This is a genomic window from Compostibacillus humi (genome assembly GCF_014637175.1).
Classification (GTDB): domain Bacteria; phylum Bacillota; class Bacilli; order Bacillales; family Amphibacillaceae; genus Oceanobacillus; species Oceanobacillus humi.
This window is the reverse complement of record NZ_BMEV01000004.1, coordinates 70,313-90,647: the sequence shown is the minus strand read 5'-3', so window position 1 is coordinate 90,647 and position 20,335 is coordinate 70,313. Positions and strand designations below refer to the sequence as shown.

Genomic DNA, 20,335 nt, shown 5'->3' with positions numbered 1-20,335 from the left:
TTGTTAGTTTTCTACACAAAAACTATTATATCAAAGGGGAGAGTCCTCCTTCTTTTTTTCATTAAATCGTTAGAAAATTGTAATTATAGACCCGTAAACATTTTACTCATACTTCATTGGGCAAAATATTTTCGGATATTTTTCTCGTCAGTCTTCATTTGCTCGATTAGTTCCTCTGCACTATTAAATTTAATTTCTTCGCGAATGTACTTATATAGTTCTATACTTAATTCTTCCCCATATAAATCATTATTATAATCTAAAATATTCACTTCTGCGGATAAGTCTTTACGGTCTTCGGTGAAGGTCGGATTTTTCCCGATGCTCGCCATCCCTTCGTACAATTCATTTTTGTAATTGACTTTCACAGCATAAATGCCTGGCTTTGGCAGCAGCGTGTCACCGTCTAATTCCAGATTGGCTGTTGGAAATCCTAGCTTCTTTCCCCGGTGATCCCCATGAACGACAACTCCGTTTAGACGGAATGGCCTGTCCAAAAGTTCATTTACTTCGTCAACTTTCCCTTCCGCCAGCAGTTTCCTGATTCTTGTAGAACTGACTTTTTCCTCATCCATCACGACTTTATCAATCGTAATTACGGACAATTCCCCTCGGGTATACTGGCTGATGTTATTCATATTGCCGCTTCCTTTAAATCCGAAAGTGTAATCAAATCCGGCGACAAGGCATTTTATATTTAAACCGATAATAAAATGGTCGATAAATTCTTGAGGTGACAATTGGGACAATTGTTTGTTAAAAGTAATAATATACAGTCGGTCCACATCCATATTTTGCAGCAGTTCGACTTTTTCTTTCAATGGAGTTATATATTGAACATGTTTCGTATCTTTTTTCAGCACGACCGAAGGATGGGGATGGAACGTAATGACCGCGCTTTCCATTCCTTTCTCCTTCGCATGAGCTACTGCAGTGCGAATTACTTTCTGATGCCCTTTATGTATGCCATCAAAGAAACCGATGGCACTTACCGTTTCTGGTAATTCCTCTAAAATAAGGGAATGGGGATAGGTTAATTCAAATGTCCTCATTTCATTTTACCTCGCTTTTCCCATTTACCCGAAAAACTCTTACGGGTTTTATTACATGTTTATTTTGCGGATGAATTTCGTAAATTGCCAGTAAACTGTTCTGATGCAAAACCGCAAACGGATTTGTTTTTAAACTTTTTTCCGGTTTTGGCAATTTTTGACCATGCAAAACTCTTTTTTTCGTTTCTTCATCAACAATGAACGTATCTAGATGATCAATTCCTCTTACAATCGGCAGGAGAAGTGCATCCCGGTTTCCTTCCTCCGCCGCCCTTTCAATTTGTGAAAAAGTGAGACAATCTTCCTCCGCAAAGGAACCGACTTTAGTCCGGCGCAATTTGGACATATGGGCGGGATAGCCAAGCTTTTCACAAATATCTACACATAGAGTACGAATATATGTACCTTTGGAACAAACGACCCGGATTGTAAAAGTTTCTCTATGACAGTTTATCAGTTTCAGCTCTTCTATCGTAACGAGCCGTTTTGGCCGCTCCACCGACTGATCTTTGCGGGCATACTCATACAACTTCTTTCCTTTCACTTTCACCGCCGAATACATAGGGGGAATTTGAGTAATTTCCCCTTGGAAAGAAACGAGAACATCTTCAATTTCCTGTTTGTCCGGAAATTTATCCAGCTTAATTTGCTTTACAACTTTTCCCGTAGCATCCAGCGTATCGGTGGCAATCCCGAGCCGGACTTCCGCAACATAAGATTTTTTCGTATCCGTTAAAAAGGGGACAATTTTCGTTGCCTCGCCGATACAGATTGGCAAAACACCTTCCGCATCCGGATCCAACGTTCCAGTATGTCCTACCTTCTTTGTCTGAAAAATTTTCCGGACTTTCATGACGCAGTCGTGGGATGTCATCCCTTTTGGTTTCCATAACGGCAATATTCCATTCATGTCTATCCCCCCGATGAAGCAAAAATCATGGAAAAATCTGACCCGTTTCAGCGAAAACGAGTCAGACCGTCACATTTACTGTTTATTAAGATCCCGTAAAATCGTTTCAATCCGATTGCCATAATCAAGGGCTTCATCAAATTCAAATGTAATTTCCGGGGTTTTGCGGAGGCGAATCCGTTTTCCGATTTCGGACCGGATAAAACCTTTCGCCTGAGAAAGCCCTAATAGCGTATCCTTTTTCTGTTTCTCATCACCAAGTACAGAAATATAAATGGTTGCTTGCTGCAAATCACCGGTTACTTCAACATCTGTTACCGTGACAAAACCGACTCTCGGATCCTTTACTTTCCGAGTAAGAATATCACCTAATTCTTTTTTCATCTGTTCAGCCACACGGTTGGCACGTAGCTCTGTCATTTTTTCACCTCAAATCATCGAAAAAAGTGCAACGTTATGGAGTTTTCCGCAGAAGCAAACTACCGCGCTTCCACGTTAGTCATCGTCCGTTCTAATTCTGGGAAACTGTCAATCGTTTCCAAAACAGCTTCGATGACCTTGTTTGCATATATCGAATCATTTGCAACAGTGACGATGCCAAGCTTTGTCCGTTGCCATAGATCGTGGTAATCCATTTCGGCAACAGCGACATTGAAATCCTTCTTTAATTTGGCAATAAGCCTTTTTATTATGGAACGTTTGTTTTTTAACGAATGCCCTTCATACATGATACATTCCACTTCTGCGTACAGAATCATGTCCGTTCTACTTCTTCCATAATAAAGGCTTCGATAATGTCGCCAACTTTAATATCGTTATAGTTGACGATCGTAATGCCGCATTCATAATTTTGGGATACTTCCTTGACATCATCTTTAAATCGCTTCAGCGTATCAATTTCTCCTTCAAAGAGAACGACACCTTCACGGATGAGTCTTACGCCGGCATCCCTCGTAATTTTTCCATCGGTCACATAGCAGCCGGCAATCGTTCCGATTTTCGAAACTTTGAATGTTTCTCTTACTTCTGCCTGGCCGATTACTTTTTCTGCAAATTCTGGATCAAGCAAGCCTTTCATCGCTGCTTCGATTTCTTCAATCGCTTTGTAAATTACCCGATGCAAGCGGATGTCAACTGCTTCCCGTTCTGCCGCACTCTTCGCATTGACGTCTGGACGTACATTAAAGCCGATGACAATAGCGTTGGAGGCAGATGCAAGAATAATGTCAGATTCGCTAATGGCCCCTACTCCAGAATGAATAATGTTAATTTTAACACCTTCTACATCAATTTTTTGCAGAGAGGAGGCTAATGCTTCAGCAGAGCCTTGAACGTCTGCTTTAATAATAATATTTAATTCTTTCATTTCTCCCTGCTTGATTTGTTCAAACAAATCGTCCAGGCTTACTTTAACTTGTTCATTCCGATTTTCTGCAATTGCTTTTTCCTGTCGGGCTTCTCCGATCTGACGGGCTTTCTTTTCATCTTCAAACACTAAAAATTGGTCGCCGGCTTGAGGTACATCGTGCAAGCCGGTAATTTCAACAGGAGTGGAAGGACCAGCTTCTGTCACCCGTTTTCCTGTATCATTGATCATCGCCCTTACTTTGCCGTACGTATTGCCGACGACAACCGCATCTCCGACATGCAGAGTTCCATTTTGTACGAGCAAAGTTGCAACGCTTCCTCTTCCTTTATCCAATTGGGCTTCAATGACCGTGCCAAATGCTAGGGCCTTTGGATTTGCTTTCAATTCTTCCACTTCTGCAACAAGCAAAATCATTTCCAGCAAATCATCAATTCCGTCGCCTTTCAGTGCAGATATAGGAACGAAAATCGTGTCGCCGCCCCAATCCTCCGGAATTAATTCATATTCGGTCAATTCCTGCATGACTCGATCCGGATTGGCTGTATCTTTGTCCATTTTGTTAATAGCTACAATAATCGGCACTTCTGCTGCCTTTGCGTGGTTAATTGCTTCCACTGTCTGTGGCATCACGCCATCATCGGCAGCAACGACAAGGACAGCAATATCAGTTACTTGGGCACCTCGGGAACGCATGCTCGTAAACGCTGCATGCCCAGGGGTATCAAGGAAAGTTATCTTCTTGCCCTTTACATTGACTTGATAGGCACCAATATGCTGGGTAATTCCTCCAGCTTCTCCGGCAGTCACTTTTGTATGACGGATTGCATCTAATGTTGTCGTTTTCCCATGATCCACGTGTCCCATAATTGTTACTACCGGCGGTCTTTCGACTAAGTCTTCTTCCTTATCCTCTACAATGTACTTCGTAAAGTCCGTATCTTCTAAAATAACTTCTTTTTCGACTTCTACATCGTATTCGCTGCAAATCAGTTCAATGGCATCATCATCCAAATCCTGGTTAATTGTAGCCATGACACCAAGGAACATGAGTTTCTTAATAATTTCTGCCGCTTCTTTATTTAGTTTCTCTGCCAGTTCTCCGACAGTTAGTGTATCCGAATAAGTGATTTTCTTCGGCGTCTCTTTTACAGCCGGTTCCTGGAATACTTTTTGTTTTCCTTTTCCTCGTTTTGCATTTTTATGTTTTTTCGGTTTATTCGGTTTGTTCGGCTGGTTCGCCTTTCCTTTTGCCGGTTTTGCCGCTTCTTTATGTTTTGGGGACTTATTTCTATTATTTTTCTCCCCCTGTTTATGAGGTTTTGCCGATTGATTCCGCGGCTGTCTTTGCTGCTCCTTTTCGCTTTCGTTCCCTTTCCGGAACTTCTTATCAAGTTTGGCAATCGTTTCACCGGTAATTGTCGACATATGATTCGAGACATTTACATTTATTTCTTTTAAATATTGAATGACTTCCTTGCTTGAAGTATTGTTTTTCTTCGCATATTCGTAAACACGCATTTTACTCATACGTTCACCCCCAAAAAATTATCCCAACATTGCTTTTAATTTCTCTGCAAATCCTTGATCCGTAATTGCCAATGCAACGGTTTGGGATTTCCCTAAAGCTTCTGCTAATGTTTTACGGTCATCTGCTTCGATGAGCGGAACTTGATAATATTTGCATTTATTCGTTATTTTCTTCCTCGTTTGCTGTCCGATATCTTTTGCAATCAGCACGAGTTTTGCCTTGTTCGTCTGAATATCCTTCAGTATTAAATCTTCTCCTAAAGTACACTTCCTCGCTCGATAGGCTAGGCCGATGATGTTTAAATATTTAGGATTCATTTCCTGCCACCAGCTGTTTTAGTTCTTCATAAATAGCGGCATCCACTTTTACTTCTAAATGGCGTTCAAGCACTTTTGTCGATTCTGCTTTTAAAATAACGTCCAAATCTCTAGTTAGATAAGCTCCGCGGCCGTTTTTCTTGCCGGTCGGATCGACGAAAACTTCCCCTTCATTATTGCGGACAATGCGAATAAGTTCTTTTTTCGGTTTCATTTCATTCGTTACAACGCATTTTCTCATCGGTACTTTTCTCTTTTTCGCCATTTGAAACTCCTCCCTTATTCAAACAAATCATCATCCGTCTCGTCAAAACCTTCTTCCTGATCCTTTAACAGTCCTTCTTCTCTTGCCTCGGTTTCGCTCTTTATATCGATTTTCCAGCCCGTTAATTTGGCTGCGAGTCTTGCGTTTTGTCCTCGTTTGCCAATGGCTAGCGATAACTGATAATCTGGCACGATGACCGTTGTTGCCTTCTCTTCTTCATTGACAATGACGTCAATTACTTTGGAAGGGCTTAAGGCATTGGACACGTATACTTTTGGATCCTCAGACCATTCAACAATATCAATTTTTTCCCCTTTTAATTCGTTTACGATAGCCTGAACCCTTGCGCCCTTTTGCCCGACACAAGAACCGACCGGATCCACTTCCGGATCTTGTGCATACACACTGATTTTTGAACGGTCTCCTGCTTCCCTGGCAACGGATTTTATTTCGACCGTACCGTCAAAAATCTCCGGCACTTCCATTTCAAAAAGCCGTTTCAGCAATCCTGGGTGGGAACGGGAAATATAAATTTGCGGTCCTTTGCTCGTATTCTCTACTTTTGTAACGTATACTTTAATCCGGTCGTGAATATTGTACTCTTCATTTGGCATCTGCTCCGATTCTGCCAATTTCGCTTCAATTTTTCCTAAATTCACGTAAACAAATCGGGAATCTTTCCGCTGGATAATCCCAGTCATTACATCTTCTTCCCTGTCTATAAACTCGGCAAAAATTACTCCCCGTTCTGCTTCCCTTACCCGCTGGGTCACGACTTGTTTTGCCGCTTGAGCAGCAATGCGTCCAAAATTTTTCGGTGTCACTTCTACTTCAATAATATCTTCCAAATTATAGTTCGGATTTATTGCTTTTGCTTCGTCCAAAGAAATTTCCAGCTGCGGGTCTTCCACTTCTTCCACTACCGTTTTCCGGGAATATACCGCCATTCTTCCTGTCTCTTCATCCAGCTCAACACGAACGTTGGAAGCAGACTTAAAGTTTTTCTTGTAAGCTGATATTAATGCAGCTTCTAATGCTTCTAACAATACTTCCTTATCGATACCTTTTTCTTCCGATAATTGATTCAATGCGTCAAACATTGCACTCGTCACGGCATTCCGTCCCCCTTTTTTAAAAAACTACTGCTAATCTGGCTTTTGCCACTTTATCAAAAGGTATTTCTGCTTCTTTTGTTCTTGTTTTGATTTTATATTCGATTGTTATAACATCATTTTGAAAATCTTTTAAAATACCTTCATACTCTTTTTGCTCATTTATCGGCTCGTAAAGTTTAATATACACATTTTTTCCGATATGGTTTTCAAAATCTTTCCGTGTCTTTAACGGCCGCTCTGCTCCCGGTGATGAAACTTCCAGGAAATATGGATCTTGAATCGGATCCTTTTCATCTAATTTTTCGCTTAAAGCTTCCGATACTGCTTCACACTCGCTTATATCGACGCCGGTATCTGGCTTATCAATAAAAACACGGAGAAAAAAATGCTTTCCTTCTTTTACGTATTCAATATCTACTAGTTCTAATCCTTTTTCATCGAGAATTGGCCGTACTAATTCTTCAACAGTTTTTACGATCTTCGAACCCAACATTGATCCTCCTAACTGAGACGTATTTTTCCTTATTATGAACCAACGAGCCTAATCCTATCGATTCAATATAAAACCCCTGCCAAGTGGTTCGGCAAGGGAGCAAAAGGAAAGGAGTGGTATGAAGAAAGAGTGGGCAATTGGAACCCACTCTTTAAATCGTTCGTATCAAAAGACTTACCAAAGATACTATACCATAATCCTTTGCATCATGCAACAAAATGAAGGTTTTAAAACAGAGAAAGCTGGTTTTTATCTTCCATTCCGTCTAACGTGCCGTGCTGATCCAAATATTCAAGAACAGACTTGGAAATTTTACTGCGCTCCTGCAAATCTTCTTTTGATAAAAATTCTCCTTCTTCCCTTGCCTTTACAATATTAATTGCAGCATTCGTGCCTAGGCCGTCAATGGCATTAAATGGCGGAATCAAGCTGTTGCCTTCAACGGTAAAATTCGTTGCGTCCGATTTATATAGGTCCACTTTTTGGAAAGAGAAGCCGCGCTCACACATTTCCAAGGCTACTTCAAGCACGGTAAGCAAATTTTTCTCCTTCGGTGATGCTTCGTTTCCTTTCGCTTCTATGCCTTCGATGCGCTTGCGGATAGCAGCCGAGCCTTGTACCATCGTATCCAAATCAAAATCATCTGCCCGGACAGAAAAATAGGTGGCATAAAAGTAAATCGGATAATGCACTTTAAAATAGGCAATTCGTACTGCCATTAGTACGTATGCAGCAGCATGAGCTTTCGGGAACATATATTTGATTTTTTTACAAGATTCAATATACCAATCCGGAACGTCGTGCTTCTTCATTTCCGTAATCCATTCGTCCTGAAGTCCCCTTCCTTTCCGAACGGACTCCATTATTTTAAATGCTAAAGAAGGCTCCAGTCCTTTATGCATTAAATACACCATAATATCATCCCGGCAGCCGATGACGTCTGACAATTGACAAATCCCCTGATTGATTAATTCTTGGGCGTTTCCGAGCCAAACATCCGTCCCGTGGGATAGACCTGATATGATGACGAGCTCGGAGAAAGTTGATGGTTTCGTATCTTCCAGCATTTGCCGCACAAATCGTGTACCAAACTCTGGAACTCCCAGGGTACCAGTTTTACAGTTAATTTGTTCCGGAGTCACCCCAAGCGGTTCCGTACTGGAGAAAATCTTCATTACTTCTGGATCATCCGTCGGTATCGTCTTCGGATCAATTCCGCTCAAATCTTGGAGCATGCGAATAACCGTCGGATCATCGTGGCCGAGAATATCCAATTTTAATAGATTTTCATCAATAGAATGGAAATCATAGTGGGTAGTTCTCCATTCGCTCTTCTGATCGTCTGCAGGATATTGAATCGGCGTAAAATCATAAATCTCTTTATCCGATGGAACGACAATGATTCCGCCTGGATGCTGTCCTGTCGTCCGCTTTACACCAGTACAGCCTTTCACTAAACGAGCGACTTCCGCATTACGGTACGTTATCTGATTATCCTGGGCATAGCCTCTTACATAGCCAAAGGCGGTCTTTTCTGCAACGGTTCCAATCGTGCCGGCCCGGTATACATAATCTTCCCCGAACAGTTCCTTCGTATAATTATGGGCCCTTGGCTGGTAGGTGCCTGAAAAGTTTAAGTCAATATCCGGTACTTTGTCCCCTTTAAAGCCAAGAAACGTCTCAAACGGAATGTCCTGTCCGTCTTTAACGAGAGGAGTATTACAGTTCGGACAGTTCTTATCCGGCAAGTCAAAGCCGCTTCCTACCGATCCGTCATTAATAAATTCAGAATAATGACATTCAGTGCAGACGTAGTGGGGAGGCAATGGATTGACCTCGGTAATTTCCGTCATTGTTGCTACTAATGAAGAGCCGACAGATCCCCGGGAACCGACCAAATATCCGTCTTCCAGCGATTTTTTCACCAATTTATGGGAAATTAAGTAAATAACGGCAAAGCCATTCCCGATTATACTGGCCAATTCTTTTTCCAAACGTTCTTCCACGATTTTCGGCACCGGATCTCCGTATATTTTTTTCGCACGGCTATAGGACAGTTTGCGGATTTCTTCTTCCGCTCCTTCAATCGTCGGAGTAAACAGCCCATCTTTTACCGGTGCGATATTTTCAATCTGATCGGCAATTTTATTCGGATTGGCAATGACGATTTCCTTCGCCTTTGCTTCTCCTAAGAAGGAAAAACATTGGAGCATTTCATTCGTAGTCAAAAATGGCGTATCCGGAATGGTTTGCCGGTTTAACGGATTCCCGGCCTGGGATGCGATTAAAATTTTGCGGTATATTTTGTCATGCTCCTCCAAGTAATGGACATTCCCTGTCGCTACGACAGGCTTGTTCATTCTCTCCCCTAATTTCACCAGTTTGCCAATGATTTCCAAAACTTGTGCTTCATTTTGAATCAGTTCTTTTTCAATTAATGGTGCATAATGATGGGGCGGCTGCACTTCAATATAATCGTAAAAGGCGGCGACCCTTTCTGCTTCTTCTTCTGATTTTTGCAAGATCGTTTCAAATACTTCCCCTTGGGAACACGCCGTTCCGACTAAGATGCCTTTTCGATGTTTCTGCAAAACAGATCTAGGTATCCGGGGCACACGATAAAAGTAATGAATATGGGCGAACGATACGAGTTTGTATAAATTCTTTAATCCTTCTTCGTTTTGTGCGAGCAATATACAATGAAACGGCCGTGCACGCTGATATGCTTTTCCTTCACCCATATGACTGTTCAGCTGCTGATGGTTGTCTATATCTCTTTCCAGCAGCAATTGAACGAGTTTCCAAAGCAAAGAACCGGTAGCTTCCGCATCGTAAATAGCCCGGTGATGCTGCACAAGCTCAATATTAAAATGTTTACATAGTGTGTTTAAACGGTGGTTTTTTAAATTTGGCAGCAAAAAGCGGGCAAGTTCCAGCGTATCAATTACTGGATTCGGAGCGTCATCATATCCGATCCGTTTCAGGCCTTGATTTAAAAAGCCCATATCGAAACTGGCATTATGGGCGACTAATATACTGTCTCCCATCCACTCTTTGAAATCTTTCAGAACAACTTCCACATCTGGAGCATTTGCTACCATTTCATCAGTAATCCCGGTTAGTTCAATCGTCGTTTGCGATAATGGCTTATGGGGATTGGCAAAGGCTTCAAAGCGGTCAATAATTTCCCCATTTTGAACTTTGACTGCCGCAAGCTCGATAATCGTATCGTATACAGCGGATAACCCGGTTGTTTCCACGTCAAACACGACATACGTCGCATCTGCCAGAGGAATATCCTGTTCATTGTAAGCAATCGGCACTCCATCATCTACTAAATTAGCCTCGACCCCGTAGAGCACTTTAATATTATGTTTTTTCCCTGCCTTATATGCTTCAGGGAAACCTTGCACTCCGGCATGGTCGGTAATGGCAATCGCTTTATGGCCCCATTCTGCTGCCTGCTTGACTAAAGCTTCCGGTGATACGGCGGCATCCATTTGGCTCATCGTGGTGTGGGCATGAAGCTCTACCCGTTTCTCCGAATCTTTAGCTAAGTCCTTCCGTTGTTCTACTTTTACTTCCTGAAGGTCATTGGCCATCATCATCAGTTCATTGGAATACATATCCGTCTGAATGCTGCCCCTTGCTTTTACCCACATGCCTTCCTCTACCCGGTTAAAATTCTCCACATCGTTGTCATTTTTAGAAAACATTTTTACTTCCAAGGAATCTGTGTAGTCCGTCATTTTAATAATCAATAAACTGCGTCCGGACCGGAGTTCCCGAATTTCTTTGGCAAAGATATAGCCTTGAATGACAGCCCGGCGTTCCTCTTCTTGAATCGTTTCCATCGAAACTGCTTCTTCCGGAATTTTGTGGCCGATCTGAAGCGGGGTATTTTTCGGTTCATTCTGCTGGTGCTGCTCCCGCTTTTCCATCTCCTGTACTGCTTTTCGTACCATTTCATAATCTTCCCGGGCAGTTTGCTCTTTAAATTTCGTAAAATCTTCCCGGTTTGTTTCTACCGTAATTTCAAAGGCAAGTGGAGCCAGACCGACCTTTTCACAAAACGCTTGGAATGATTTTTCCAGCCGCTTTTTCAATGCATGGGCTTCTGCTTCATTTCTGGCAGTTAACATAATCTTGTTATTGTTAACCTGCGGCGTCTGATGCTGGATTAATTCTTTATAAGCTGGTGAGAGATCCTTCGTTGAAACAAAGACCTTCCAATAATTCGATATGATTTCATCACTGACCGTGCTGTCCTTTGCCGTTATGGTAAAATCAGTCTTTGCAATCGGCTGGAATGTTTCCCCCATTTTTGATTGCAGCAGGCGAAACACTTCAGGAGGCAAAACTTTTTCCACCTGAATGTAGAAATGCCATAATTTCGACTTTTTATGAACATGCACTTTTTCTAACATACTATGCTGAAAGTAGACATCAATAATATCTTGAGGAATTTGAAGCTGCCGCAATAAAACGTTCATCTTTTCGCTTTTGGAAATATTCACTCGTTTCTCCTCCTCGTTCGGGCTCTCAAAGGGAAACCCTTGTCAAACGTTAAACAAGACAAGGGTTTAATTTCTTTTGATTATTTCAAGTTATTATAAAAACAACCGTTGAATATCGTTCCATGTGACGACAATCATTAAGAGCATTAATAATGCGAAACCGATAAAATGAAAAATCCCTTCCTTTTCCGGAGGTACCGGTTTGCCACGTAATTTTTCGATGCCAACGAACAAAAGTCTGCCGCCATCTAATGCAGGCAGCGGAACTAGATTAATAATACCTAAGTTTACGCTCAGCATTGCTGTCCATAAGAGAAAATTCATGAAACCGGTTTGGACAACCTGATCCGTCGTATCGTAAATTCCTACCGGTCCAGATAAAACATCAATCGGCACTTGGCCAGTGATAAGCATTCCTAGATTCGTCAAAACGAGGCGGGTAATTTCATACGTCTGGCTGAAGCCGTTTTTCAGTGCTCCAATAACAGATTTTTCCATCGCCTGATACACACCGATTTGGCCGATGCGTATCGGCTCACCTTTTTCATTCATCGCTTCGGCTTCATTCGGAGTGACATTTAGTTCGATCTCTTCGCCGTTGCGAAGAACTGCCATCGTTAATTCTTCACCCGGGTTTTCCCGGACAATGGCAGTAAATTCGCTCCAGGAAGAAATTGGCTGGTCGCCAATTCGAATGACTTCATCGTTTGTCTGGAATCCTGCTTCCTCTGCCGGACTATTTGCGATAATTTCTCCCATTTTTGCTTCTTCTACCGGGACACCTTGAACAATCCCAATAATGATGAAGAGAATAATCGCCAATATAAAGTTCATCATCGGACCGGCGAACAATTGCATTGCTTTTTGGCCCGGAGTTTTGGAAGCAAACTGGCGATCATATGGGGCAATTTGCGTTTCTTTCTCATCCATGACAAAAAATGCTTCCCGGTCTACGTTAAATCGCAGCAATTCCTCTTCGCTGTCTGGTTCATATCCGTGTATGATTAGCTGATGATCGAGATCAGCTTTTTCCACTTCTACAATTCTGGCATTGGGGTGCTTGGATTTATTGTTAACGACAATTTTGGATACGAGGCCCTTTTCATTAAATTCTAACCCGACGAGATGCCCTGGCTTTAATTCGATGATTTCCGGGTCGTCCCCTGCAACCCGTACATAACCGCCGGCAGGAATTAACCGGATTGTATATAAAGTTTCATTTTTGATAAAGGAGAAGATTTTCGGACCAAACCCGATGGCAAATTCTCTGACAAGCATTCCTGCCCGCTTAGCAAAGATCATATGTCCCCATTCATGAACAAAGACAAGGAGTCCAAACATCAATATAAATGCAATTATCGTGGTCAAAACCAGCACCATCCTTTTTTACGGCTTCGTAAAAGATTACCCATATTTTTATTCAGTTTACCCTGATTGCCGGAAACGGTTCAAGCCTTACATCCGTCCGGATTCATATCATTTGGTATGCGATTTGCACATATAGTAAAACACCTCTCATGCTTACAGTTTACATAAATTGAATAATGTGCAAAAACGGCAAGACGAATAACAAACTGTCGAAACGGTCCAATATTCCCCCGTGGCCCGGCAATACATTGCCTGAATCTTTCACTCCGTAGTTACGTTTAAACGCAGATTCCACTAAATCCCCCATTTGGCCAAAAATGGATGCCATCATCGTTACAATGATGAGGAATAGAAAGGAATGGGGAAAGGGACTGAATAAATGGAACAGAGAAACAGCCAGACAGGCCGTGGCAATTCCGCCAATAGCTCCTTCTACTGTTTTATTCGGACTGATGCTCGGCCATAATTTTCGTTTGCCGAAAGCTCGTCCGACGAAATAGGCGCCCGTGTCTGTAGACCAAATTACGAGCAGGGCATAAATAATATTTTTCAGACCGTCGATTCCGTGCCGCGTCTCCAGAAAAAAGAAAAAACCGATTCCGACATAAAATACCGACAGCAGCATAAATCCAGCATCTTCAAAAGTAAACTTGTTTTTCACCAGCACGGTATAAGCTAATAGGAGCAGCAGGAGCAACGTACATAATTCCAGTTTCGAAATATGTAAATCTTCATATAGCCGGGCGTTTTCAGGAAATAAAATAATCCATAATAAAAGAACAGAAAAAGTGATCGGTACGAGGTAAGAATCCAGCTTTCGCATTCGGATTAATTCCATAAATCCTAACGTTGCAATCAGAAATACAAAAACGGTAAAAGGCCACTTCCCGTAAACGACAAAGGGGATAAAGACGATTAGGGCCAGTATCGCTGTTATAATCCGCTGCTTCATTTCTTATTCATCACCTTAAAGCCCTCCAAATCTTCGTTTCCGGTTTTGGTAGTCCTGCAGAGCCTTTCGAAAAACTTCTTCATTAAAATCCGGCCACAATACATCGGTAAACCACAATTCGGTATATGCCAGCTGCCAGAGAAGGAAATTGCTGATCCGCTGTTCCCCGCTCGTACGTATTAATAAATCCGGATCCTGCAGTCCTTTTGTATATAAATAATTGGAAAAATGATCTTCGGAAATTTGATCAATTGATAATTTTGAGCAATTTATATCTTCCAGCATTTTTTTGATAGCTTGCGTAATTTCGTGTCTTCCCCCATAATTTAAGGCAAAGTTTAGAAGCATTCCTGTATTGTTTTTCGTTTGCTCTATGCCATAATTAACCGCATCTTTTGTATGGGCCGGCAGCTCGTCAAACTCGCCAATCATTTGAATCCGCACATTGTTTTTCATCAGTTCCGGCAAATAAATATGGAGAAATTCTTTCGGCAATTTCATTATATAGTCAATCTCAGATTTAGGTCTTTTCCAGTTCTCGGTTGAAAAAGCATACAAGGTAAGTATTTCCACTTTTGCCTCTGCCGCCGCTTTGACGACCCGATTTACTGCATGTACCCCTTCATTATGGCCGGCAATGCGCGGCAAACCTCTTTTTTTTGCCCATCTGCCGTTTCCGTCCATTATAATTGCCACATGTGCTGGTACATTCTTTAATTCGTTCGGCTGTTCCTGTTCCTTTATTTTGTCTTTATGTTTTATAAAAGGGATTTTAATCGACATGATTTGTCCTCCGATTATGTTGATTACCTGTTCTTCTTTAAAAAGGTTATGTTAAGATTTATATTATATTACGCATTCAAGTATAAAGAATCTTAAATAAAACAGGCAATCTTTATTTGTATCGGGTAATTTCTTTCGGCTGAAAAGAAAAGCCCCCTTTTACAAGAGGGCATAACCTTATTTTACACATTAATGTAAAATAAGAAAAGGTTCTTTCTTATACTTCCATAATTTCATTTTCTTTTTCTTTTGCCAGCTGGTCGATTTTGGCAATATGGTCGTCTGTTTCCTTTTGGACTTTATCCTGTAAATTTCTTAGTTCATCTTCGGTAATTTCGCCGTTTTTCTCGTCCTTTTTCAATTGGTCATTGCAATCCCGGCGGACGTTCCGAACTTGTACACGATAATCTTCTGCATACTTGTTCACAACTTTAACCAATTCTCTCCGTCTTTCCTCTGTCAGCGGAGGAATGTTAATCCGAATAACATTGCCATCGTTAGACGGGCTTAAACCTAAATCTGCTTTTTGAATTGCCTTTTCAATATCTGCTAATGCAGATTTGTCATAAGGAGTTACGACGAGCAATCTCGCTTCCGGTGCAGAAACATTTGCCAATTGATTTAATGGAGTCGATGCACCGTAATAATCAACATAAACGTTATCCAATAAACTAGGATTCGCTCTCCCGGCACGAACCGTTGCTAAACTTTTTGTAAAAGACTGCACTGCCTGACCCATTCTTTCCCTGGCTAATTTAATTACATCCTCCATATTATTTCCCCCTTATTATTGTTCCTATTGTTTCCCCTTGCACCGCCCGTTTAATATTTCCTTCTTCCGTAATGGAAAAGACAATAAGCGGAATATCGTTATCCATACAAAGGGAAGATGCGGTAGAGTCCATTACTCCTAATCCTTCGTTTAACATTTCCATATAAGAAAGACTGTCATATTTTTTAGCATTTTTATTCACTTTCGGGTCGTCGGTATACACTCCGTCTACATTGTTTTTCGCCATTAAAATTACTTCTGCTTCGATTTCTGCCGCACGGAGAGCAGCGGTTGTATCCGTCGAAAAGTAAGGATTACCGGTCCCAGCCGCAAAGATGACAACCCGTTTCTTTTCCAAGTGCCGAATTGCTTTTCTGCGTATGTATGGTTCTGCGACTTGGCGCATTTCTATGGACGTTTGAACCCGGGTTTGAATACCGATTGTTTCCAGACCATCCTGCAAGGCTAAAGAATTCATGACAGTGGCAAGCATTCCCATATAATCCGCCGTTGCCCGGTCCATTCCCATTTGACTCCCGACTTTGCCGCGCCAAATGTTGCCTCCGCCGACAACTACCGCCACTTCTACGCCTAATTCTACTACTTCTTTAATTTGCTGACAAATGGACTGAATTACCTTTGGATCGATTCCAAATCCTTGTTCCCCGCTTAATGCTTCACCACTTAATTTTAATACAACTCTACGGTATCGTGCTGATGTCATAGTAACCTCCAAAGAAAACTGTATTAAATCATGCATGCGGAAATAGGGAACAATTAATTGTTCCCTATGTAACGTTATTTTTTCATTTGATTCATAACTTCTTCCGCAAAATTTTCTTCCCGTTTTTCCATACCTTCTCCTACTTCATAACGGGCAAAGGCTTTCACAGAAGCACCTTTCGATTCCACATATTTTTTCACTTTTTGGTCTGGATCTTTAACAAAGCTTTGTTCTAACAGGCAAATTTCTTCAAAGAATTTGTTTAACCGGCCTTCCACCATTTTTTCAACGATTTTTTCCGGTTTCCCTTCATTTAATGCCTGTTGTTTTAAAATTTCTCTTTCGTGGTTTACTTCTTCTTCCTTCACATCATCCCGGGAAACGTAACGAGGATTGGAAGCAGCAATATGCATTGCAATGTCCTTCCCTAATTCTTCATCGTTTGTTCCTTCCAATACTGTCAACACTCCGATGCGTCCGCCCATGTGCAAATATGCACCGAATGCATCCTGATCGGATTTTTCGAAAATTTGGAAGCGGCGCAGCGAAATTTTTTCGCCAATTTTTGCAATGGCTCCATTAATAAACGTTTCAACCGTATCACCATCGCCGTGAAGCTTTTGCTGCAATGCTTCTTCTACGTCAGCAGGCTTCTGCTTCACTAAATGCTCGCCAAGCTCATTCAATAATTGTTTAAACTGGTCGTTTTTCGTCACAAAATCTGTTTCACAGTTTACTTCAAACAAGACAGCCGTATTTCCGTCCACTGCAATTGCAGTTGAGCCTTCAGCCGCAATGCGGTTTGCTTTTTTCGCTGCCTTTGCAATTCCCTTTTCACGTAAGTAGTCAATTGCTTTTTCGATGTCGCCATCGGTTTCTTGCAGTGCTTTTTTACAATCCATCATTCCTGCGCCGGTTTTTTCCCGTAGTTCTTTTACCATTTTTGCTGTAATTGCCATCATTTTTCCTCCTTCAATCCCATTCACATTTTGAGTGTGCCCAATATGTAGGCGGCTCCGCCAGGAAAGCCATTTTCTTCCCTGTTTGTAAAAAAGGTGATAAAAGGCTTCCCCTCTTATCACCTTCACCTTTTTAAACTTACTCTGCTGGAGCAGCTTCTTTTTCTTCTCCGGCTTCTTCAGCTGGAGCTTCTTCCATAACTTCGCCTTGTTTCACCTCTAAAATAGCATCCGCCATTTTGGAAGTCAATAAGCGAACTGCACGAATCGCATCGTCGTTTGCCGGAATCACGTAGTCAATTTCGTCTGGATCACAGTTTGTATCCACGATGCCGATAATAGGAATATTTAATTTCCGCGCTTCGGCAATCGCAATGCGTTCTTTTCTTGGGTCAATAACAAATAAAGCATCTGGAAGCTGCTTCATTTCTTTAATCCCGCCAAGGAATTTTTCCAGACGTTCTTTTTCCTTGACTAAGTTTATTACCTCTTTTTTCGGCAATACATCAAAAGTTCCATCCTCTTGCATGCGCTCAATATCTTTCAGACGCTGAATACGTTTGCGAATTGTTTGAAAGTTCGTTAAAGTTCCGCCAAGCCAGCGCTGATTGACATAGAACATTCCGGAACGTATCGCTTCTTCACGTACGGATTCTTGTGCCTGTTTCTTAGTACCAACGAAAAGAATCGTACCGCCGTTCGCTGCAAGCTCCTTCACAAAATTGTAAGCTTCATCAACCTTTTTTACAGTTTTTTGCAGGTCAATGATATAAATGCCGTTCCGTTCCGTGAAGATATATTTCTTCATTTTCGGATTCCAGCGGCGTGTTTGGTGTCCAAAATGAACACCAGCTTCTAATAACTGCTTCATTGAAATTACTGACATGTTCTTTCCTCCTGTTTGGTTTTTTCCTCCGTTCAGATCATCTGTCCATGGAGACCTTTGCGGCACCGGCCATGTCCATTACTGAACGTGTGTATTTTTAACTCAATTTGTATTTGAGTATTTACACCATCAGTTAATATACCATAACGAAACGGTACAATCAAGTTTCAGTTATTACATTTTTTGCTGAAATTTTATAATTAATTCCGCTTCGGTTTTCCCGCAATTTAATGTTTTGGCAATTTCCTCAAGTGATTTTCCTTGCTGATGCAGCTGCAGCACTTTCGCTTCTAACGATGCTTCGATATGGTCATTCATTTTCTCGGCAAGGGATAGGGCGAAAGATTCTTCTTCCTTATTTCCTTCAGCCGGCAATTCGCTTTTGGCAGCTGTCTTTGCTGGAGCGTTGTCTTTTTCTCTTTCCAGGGAATGTATATAGTTTTGCAAACGATTATTTTCCTCTTTAATTTCTTCCAAGTACGTCTCCATAAGTTCGATAATTTCTTTTGATTCTAAAGCATTTCCCTTTTTATATTGCTGAAAAAGCATATACAGGGAAAACAATGTAATGATATGGAGAATAAAGCTTATCAGTAAAAGAAGAGCAACCATATTATCCCTACTATCCATTCAGATCGATTTTTTTCCCTAAATAGGGATGCTTCACTTGATTTCTTCGCTTTTTATTTTTGCTTACCTGTTCATTGTTGTTCTGTTCTTTCTTTCGTTCTTCCCGTTTAATCGTTAAATTTTTCGTATTTTCCATTTGATTCGTCTTTTTCCGTTTTAATTCTTCTTGCTTTAGGCGAACAGCTGCAAGGGACTCCTGGAAATGCTGATGGTTTTTTTGCATTTGCTCTTGAAGTTTGCCTGCATCTTGTGTCCTCGGAAGTGCCACTTGCATCTCTACAGATTTTAAGCTCAAGCACATCACTTCCTAATTTAATTGTATAGCGGTTCAATTACAATTTCATTATCCTGCAAAAATACCCGCACAAAATGAAAATCCTTTTCGATTGTTCGTTTATATTTGCCAAAGGAAACCGTTACATTTTGATATAAATTATTGCGGACAGTCAAATTCGCTGTTTGAAAATCGCCGATTTGCGAATGAAGCTGAGTTAACGTTTCATCGATTTTCGCCAATTGTTTTTTTGTCTTTTCGCTCGCATTCCGCTGTCTTAATAGGGAGATTCTTAGTTTCGGATTATTCGCCAAGTCTTGTTCTCTTAATTTCTTGCCGAGGAGTTCCAGCTTTCTCAATGTTTCTAACAATTCTTTTTTCTTTCCAATCAACATTTGTTCTTTTTCAAAATTAAGTTTATGAACGCCGAATACAATTTCCGTTTTTGTGCTTAACCGGTTGCCGATATCTTTTGCTTCGACCGATTTTCCTGCCGAGATAAAACCGCCGATGATGCTGCCGCGCTGACAATAAACTTCATTTTTCACGATGCATTTGCTGTGAAAGATGGAGTTTTCCACGTATAAATTGTTTCCGGCTTGAACATTTCCTTGATTAATATAACCTATCGTTATATTTTCCTTTGCCTCAACTTTTCCCTTCATTTGTCCGGATATCCCTTCCGAAATATAAACAGAACCTCCGGAAATTATTTCAGCAGCTTCTACCATACCGTAAATTTTTATGTCTCCGCCTGCCTTTACCATAAAACCGCTAGGTACGTCACCCCGAATGACAATTGTCCCGATAAAATCCAAGTTGCCGCTTTTCATCGATAATGTTTCTCGGACTTCAAACACCGGGTATACATGGACATACTTTCCGACGATGGATAATTGTCCTGCCTCAGTGGCATAAAAGGCACTTTCATTTTCCTTATACTCAACATTTTTCCCGGCAATAAGCTTAATCGGCTTCCCCGGTTTTGCTTGAACAACATTCCCGCATACGTCTTTTCCGTCCTTTCCCGGTGCTGGCGGAATGATAGTGACTAATTTTTGTCCTTTTTCCACCGTAGGAATGCGCATGACATCACGAAAGTTCCAATCCGAAGTCCGTTTTATTTCTGTGCTCATATCCAATTCATAGGCAATTTTGCCGTCTTGGCCGTGAACCGGCGGAGTTCCACTGGCAATCGTTACCGGAAAAGAAGTCGTACCTTTGTTTAGCACTTCTCTTAATATATTTTCGTCCAGCCCATATTCCACTTGATTTTTTCTTAAAAATGCAAGCATTTCTTCTCTATCTGGATTTTCCCACCGGAGAGGATCATAATCATCTGTACAATGTAATTCGGCGGACATTCGGTCGCTGGAAAGGACAACACGAAACATTTCCTCTAATTGCCCCATTTTTCATTT

At 41.3% G+C, this 20,335-nt stretch carries 20 protein-coding genes; all 20 read right to left on the bottom strand.

What is annotated here, in order from left to right; genetic code table 11:
- Positions 1 to 113 precede the first annotated feature (113 nt).
- Positions 114 to 1,052, bottom strand: a complete 939-nt coding sequence (locus IEV18_RS02010) for a bifunctional riboflavin kinase/FAD synthetase (RefSeq protein WP_188390701.1) — start codon at positions 1,050 to 1,052, stop codon at positions 114 to 116.
- Between the two features lies 1 nt (position 1,053).
- Entirely contained in the window at positions 1,054 to 1,962 is a 909-nt protein-coding gene (truB, locus tag IEV18_RS02005; protein ID WP_188390700.1) for a tRNA pseudouridine(55) synthase TruB, read from the bottom strand.
- 75 nt (positions 1,963 to 2,037) lie between these two features.
- Complete coding sequence (rbfA, locus tag IEV18_RS02000) at positions 2,038 to 2,382, bottom strand: 30S ribosome-binding factor RbfA (protein ID WP_188390699.1); 345 nt, start codon at positions 2,380 to 2,382, stop codon at positions 2,038 to 2,040.
- 59 nt (positions 2,383 to 2,441) lie between these two features.
- Positions 2,442 to 2,720, bottom strand: a complete 279-nt coding sequence (locus IEV18_RS01995) for a DUF503 domain-containing protein (RefSeq protein WP_188390698.1) — start codon at positions 2,718 to 2,720, stop codon at positions 2,442 to 2,444.
- Complete coding sequence (infB, locus tag IEV18_RS01990; protein ID WP_188390697.1) at positions 2,717 to 4,858, bottom strand: translation initiation factor IF-2; 2,142 nt, start codon at positions 4,856 to 4,858, stop codon at positions 2,717 to 2,719. The genes IEV18_RS01995 and infB overlap by 4 nt, the downstream gene beginning before the upstream one ends.
- 18 nt (positions 4,859 to 4,876) lie before the next feature.
- The gene (locus IEV18_RS01985; protein ID WP_188390696.1) at positions 4,877 to 5,176 is read right to left on the bottom strand and encodes a YlxQ family RNA-binding protein; all 300 of its coding nucleotides are present in this window, start codon (positions 5,174 to 5,176) and stop codon (positions 4,877 to 4,879) included.
- Positions 5,166 to 5,441: an RNase P modulator RnpM gene (gene rnpM, locus IEV18_RS01980; RefSeq protein WP_188390695.1), complete on the bottom strand. Its 276-nt coding sequence runs from the start codon at positions 5,439 to 5,441 to the stop codon at positions 5,166 to 5,168. Before rnpM ends, IEV18_RS01985 begins: the two co-directional genes overlap by 11 nt.
- A gap of 14 nt (positions 5,442 to 5,455) precedes the next feature.
- Positions 5,456 to 6,553 (bottom strand): transcription termination factor NusA, encoded by a 1,098-nt coding sequence (nusA, locus tag IEV18_RS01975; protein WP_188390694.1) that lies wholly within the window; start codon positions 6,551 to 6,553, stop codon positions 5,456 to 5,458.
- 19 nt (positions 6,554 to 6,572) lie between these two features.
- On the bottom strand, positions 6,573 to 7,046 hold the full coding sequence (gene rimP / locus IEV18_RS01970; RefSeq protein WP_373281871.1) for a ribosome maturation factor RimP: 474 nt from the start codon (positions 7,044 to 7,046) through the stop codon (positions 6,573 to 6,575).
- 230 nt (positions 7,047 to 7,276) lie between these two features.
- Entirely contained in the window at positions 7,277 to 11,566 is a 4,290-nt protein-coding gene (locus IEV18_RS01965) for a PolC-type DNA polymerase III (protein WP_188390692.1), read from the bottom strand.
- A gap of 93 nt (positions 11,567 to 11,659) precedes the next feature.
- Positions 11,660 to 12,934: an RIP metalloprotease RseP gene (gene rseP, locus IEV18_RS01960; RefSeq protein WP_188390691.1), complete on the bottom strand. Its 1,275-nt coding sequence runs from the start codon at positions 12,932 to 12,934 to the stop codon at positions 11,660 to 11,662.
- A gap of 160 nt (positions 12,935 to 13,094) precedes the next feature.
- A complete protein-coding gene (locus IEV18_RS01955; RefSeq protein WP_188390690.1) occupies positions 13,095 to 13,886 on the bottom strand; it encodes a phosphatidate cytidylyltransferase in 792 nt (263 codons plus the stop codon).
- 15 nt (positions 13,887 to 13,901) lie between these two features.
- Positions 13,902 to 14,669, bottom strand: a complete 768-nt coding sequence (gene uppS, locus IEV18_RS01950; protein WP_188390689.1) for an undecaprenyl pyrophosphate synthase — start codon at positions 14,667 to 14,669, stop codon at positions 13,902 to 13,904.
- A gap of 217 nt (positions 14,670 to 14,886) precedes the next feature.
- A complete protein-coding gene (gene frr / locus IEV18_RS01945) occupies positions 14,887 to 15,441 on the bottom strand; it encodes a ribosome recycling factor (protein ID WP_188390688.1) in 555 nt (184 codons plus the stop codon).
- Position 15,442: 1 nt separating this feature from the next.
- Complete coding sequence (gene pyrH, locus IEV18_RS01940; RefSeq protein WP_188390687.1) at positions 15,443 to 16,165, bottom strand: UMP kinase; 723 nt, start codon at positions 16,163 to 16,165, stop codon at positions 15,443 to 15,445.
- Positions 16,166 to 16,239: 74 nt separating this feature from the next.
- Positions 16,240 to 17,124 carry a translation elongation factor Ts gene (tsf, locus tag IEV18_RS01935; RefSeq protein WP_188390686.1) on the bottom strand — a complete coding sequence of 295 codons (885 nt, stop codon included), beginning with the start codon at positions 17,122 to 17,124 and terminating at the stop codon, positions 16,240 to 16,242.
- 139 nt (positions 17,125 to 17,263) lie between these two features.
- Positions 17,264 to 18,010, bottom strand: coding sequence for a 30S ribosomal protein S2 (gene rpsB, locus IEV18_RS01930; RefSeq protein ID WP_188390685.1), 747 nt, complete (start codon positions 18,008 to 18,010; stop codon positions 17,264 to 17,266).
- A gap of 174 nt (positions 18,011 to 18,184) precedes the next feature.
- The gene (locus tag IEV18_RS01925; protein WP_188390684.1) at positions 18,185 to 18,622 is read right to left on the bottom strand and encodes a DUF6115 domain-containing protein; all 438 of its coding nucleotides are present in this window, start codon (positions 18,620 to 18,622) and stop codon (positions 18,185 to 18,187) included.
- A gap of 10 nt (positions 18,623 to 18,632) precedes the next feature.
- On the bottom strand, positions 18,633 to 18,935 hold the full coding sequence (locus IEV18_RS01920; protein WP_188390683.1) for a hypothetical protein: 303 nt from the start codon (positions 18,933 to 18,935) through the stop codon (positions 18,633 to 18,635).
- A 17-nt stretch (positions 18,936 to 18,952) separates the two neighbouring features.
- Positions 18,953 to 20,326 (bottom strand): flagellar assembly protein A, encoded by a 1,374-nt coding sequence (locus IEV18_RS01915; protein ID WP_188390682.1) that lies wholly within the window; start codon positions 20,324 to 20,326, stop codon positions 18,953 to 18,955.
- Between the last annotated feature and the right edge of the window lie 9 nt (positions 20,327 to 20,335).

What these genes read in the sequence shown, in the direction of transcription:
- tsf (WP_188390686.1), bottom strand. Translation starts at nt 17,124, where the DNA reads ATGGCAATTACAGCAAAAATGGTAAAAGAACTACGGGAAAAAACCGGC.
- pyrH (WP_188390687.1), bottom strand. Translation starts at nt 16,165, where the DNA reads ATGACATCAGCACGATACCGTAGAGTTGTATTAAAATTAAGTGGTGAA.
- IEV18_RS02010 (WP_188390701.1), bottom strand. Translation starts at nt 1,052, where the DNA reads ATGAGGACATTTGAATTAACCTATCCCCATTCCCTTATTTTAGAGGAA.
- infB (WP_188390697.1), bottom strand. Translation starts at nt 4,858, where the DNA reads ATGAGTAAAATGCGTGTTTACGAATATGCGAAGAAAAACAATACTTCA.
- truB (WP_188390700.1), bottom strand. Translation starts at nt 1,962, where the DNA reads ATGAATGGAATATTGCCGTTATGGAAACCAAAAGGGATGACATCCCAC.
- IEV18_RS01985 (WP_188390696.1), bottom strand. Translation starts at nt 5,176, where the DNA reads ATGAATCCTAAATATTTAAACATCATCGGCCTAGCCTATCGAGCGAGG.
- rnpM (WP_188390695.1), bottom strand. Translation starts at nt 5,441, where the DNA reads ATGGCGAAAAAGAGAAAAGTACCGATGAGAAAATGCGTTGTAACGAAT.
- IEV18_RS01955 (WP_188390690.1), bottom strand. Translation starts at nt 13,886, where the DNA reads ATGAAGCAGCGGATTATAACAGCGATACTGGCCCTAATCGTCTTTATC.
- uppS (WP_188390689.1), bottom strand. Translation starts at nt 14,669, where the DNA reads ATGTCGATTAAAATCCCTTTTATAAAACATAAAGACAAAATAAAGGAA.
- frr (WP_188390688.1), bottom strand. Translation starts at nt 15,441, where the DNA reads ATGGAGGATGTAATTAAATTAGCCAGGGAAAGAATGGGTCAGGCAGTG.
- IEV18_RS01915 (WP_188390682.1), bottom strand. Translation starts at nt 20,326, where the DNA reads ATGGGGCAATTAGAGGAAATGTTTCGTGTTGTCCTTTCCAGCGACCGA.
- rbfA (WP_188390699.1), bottom strand. Translation starts at nt 2,382, where the DNA reads ATGACAGAGCTACGTGCCAACCGTGTGGCTGAACAGATGAAAAAAGAA.
- IEV18_RS01925 (WP_188390684.1), bottom strand. Translation starts at nt 18,622, where the DNA reads ATGGTTGCTCTTCTTTTACTGATAAGCTTTATTCTCCATATCATTACA.
- IEV18_RS01995 (WP_188390698.1), bottom strand. Translation starts at nt 2,720, where the DNA reads ATGATTCTGTACGCAGAAGTGGAATGTATCATGTATGAAGGGCATTCG.
- rpsB (WP_188390685.1), bottom strand. Translation starts at nt 18,010, where the DNA reads ATGTCAGTAATTTCAATGAAGCAGTTATTAGAAGCTGGTGTTCATTTT.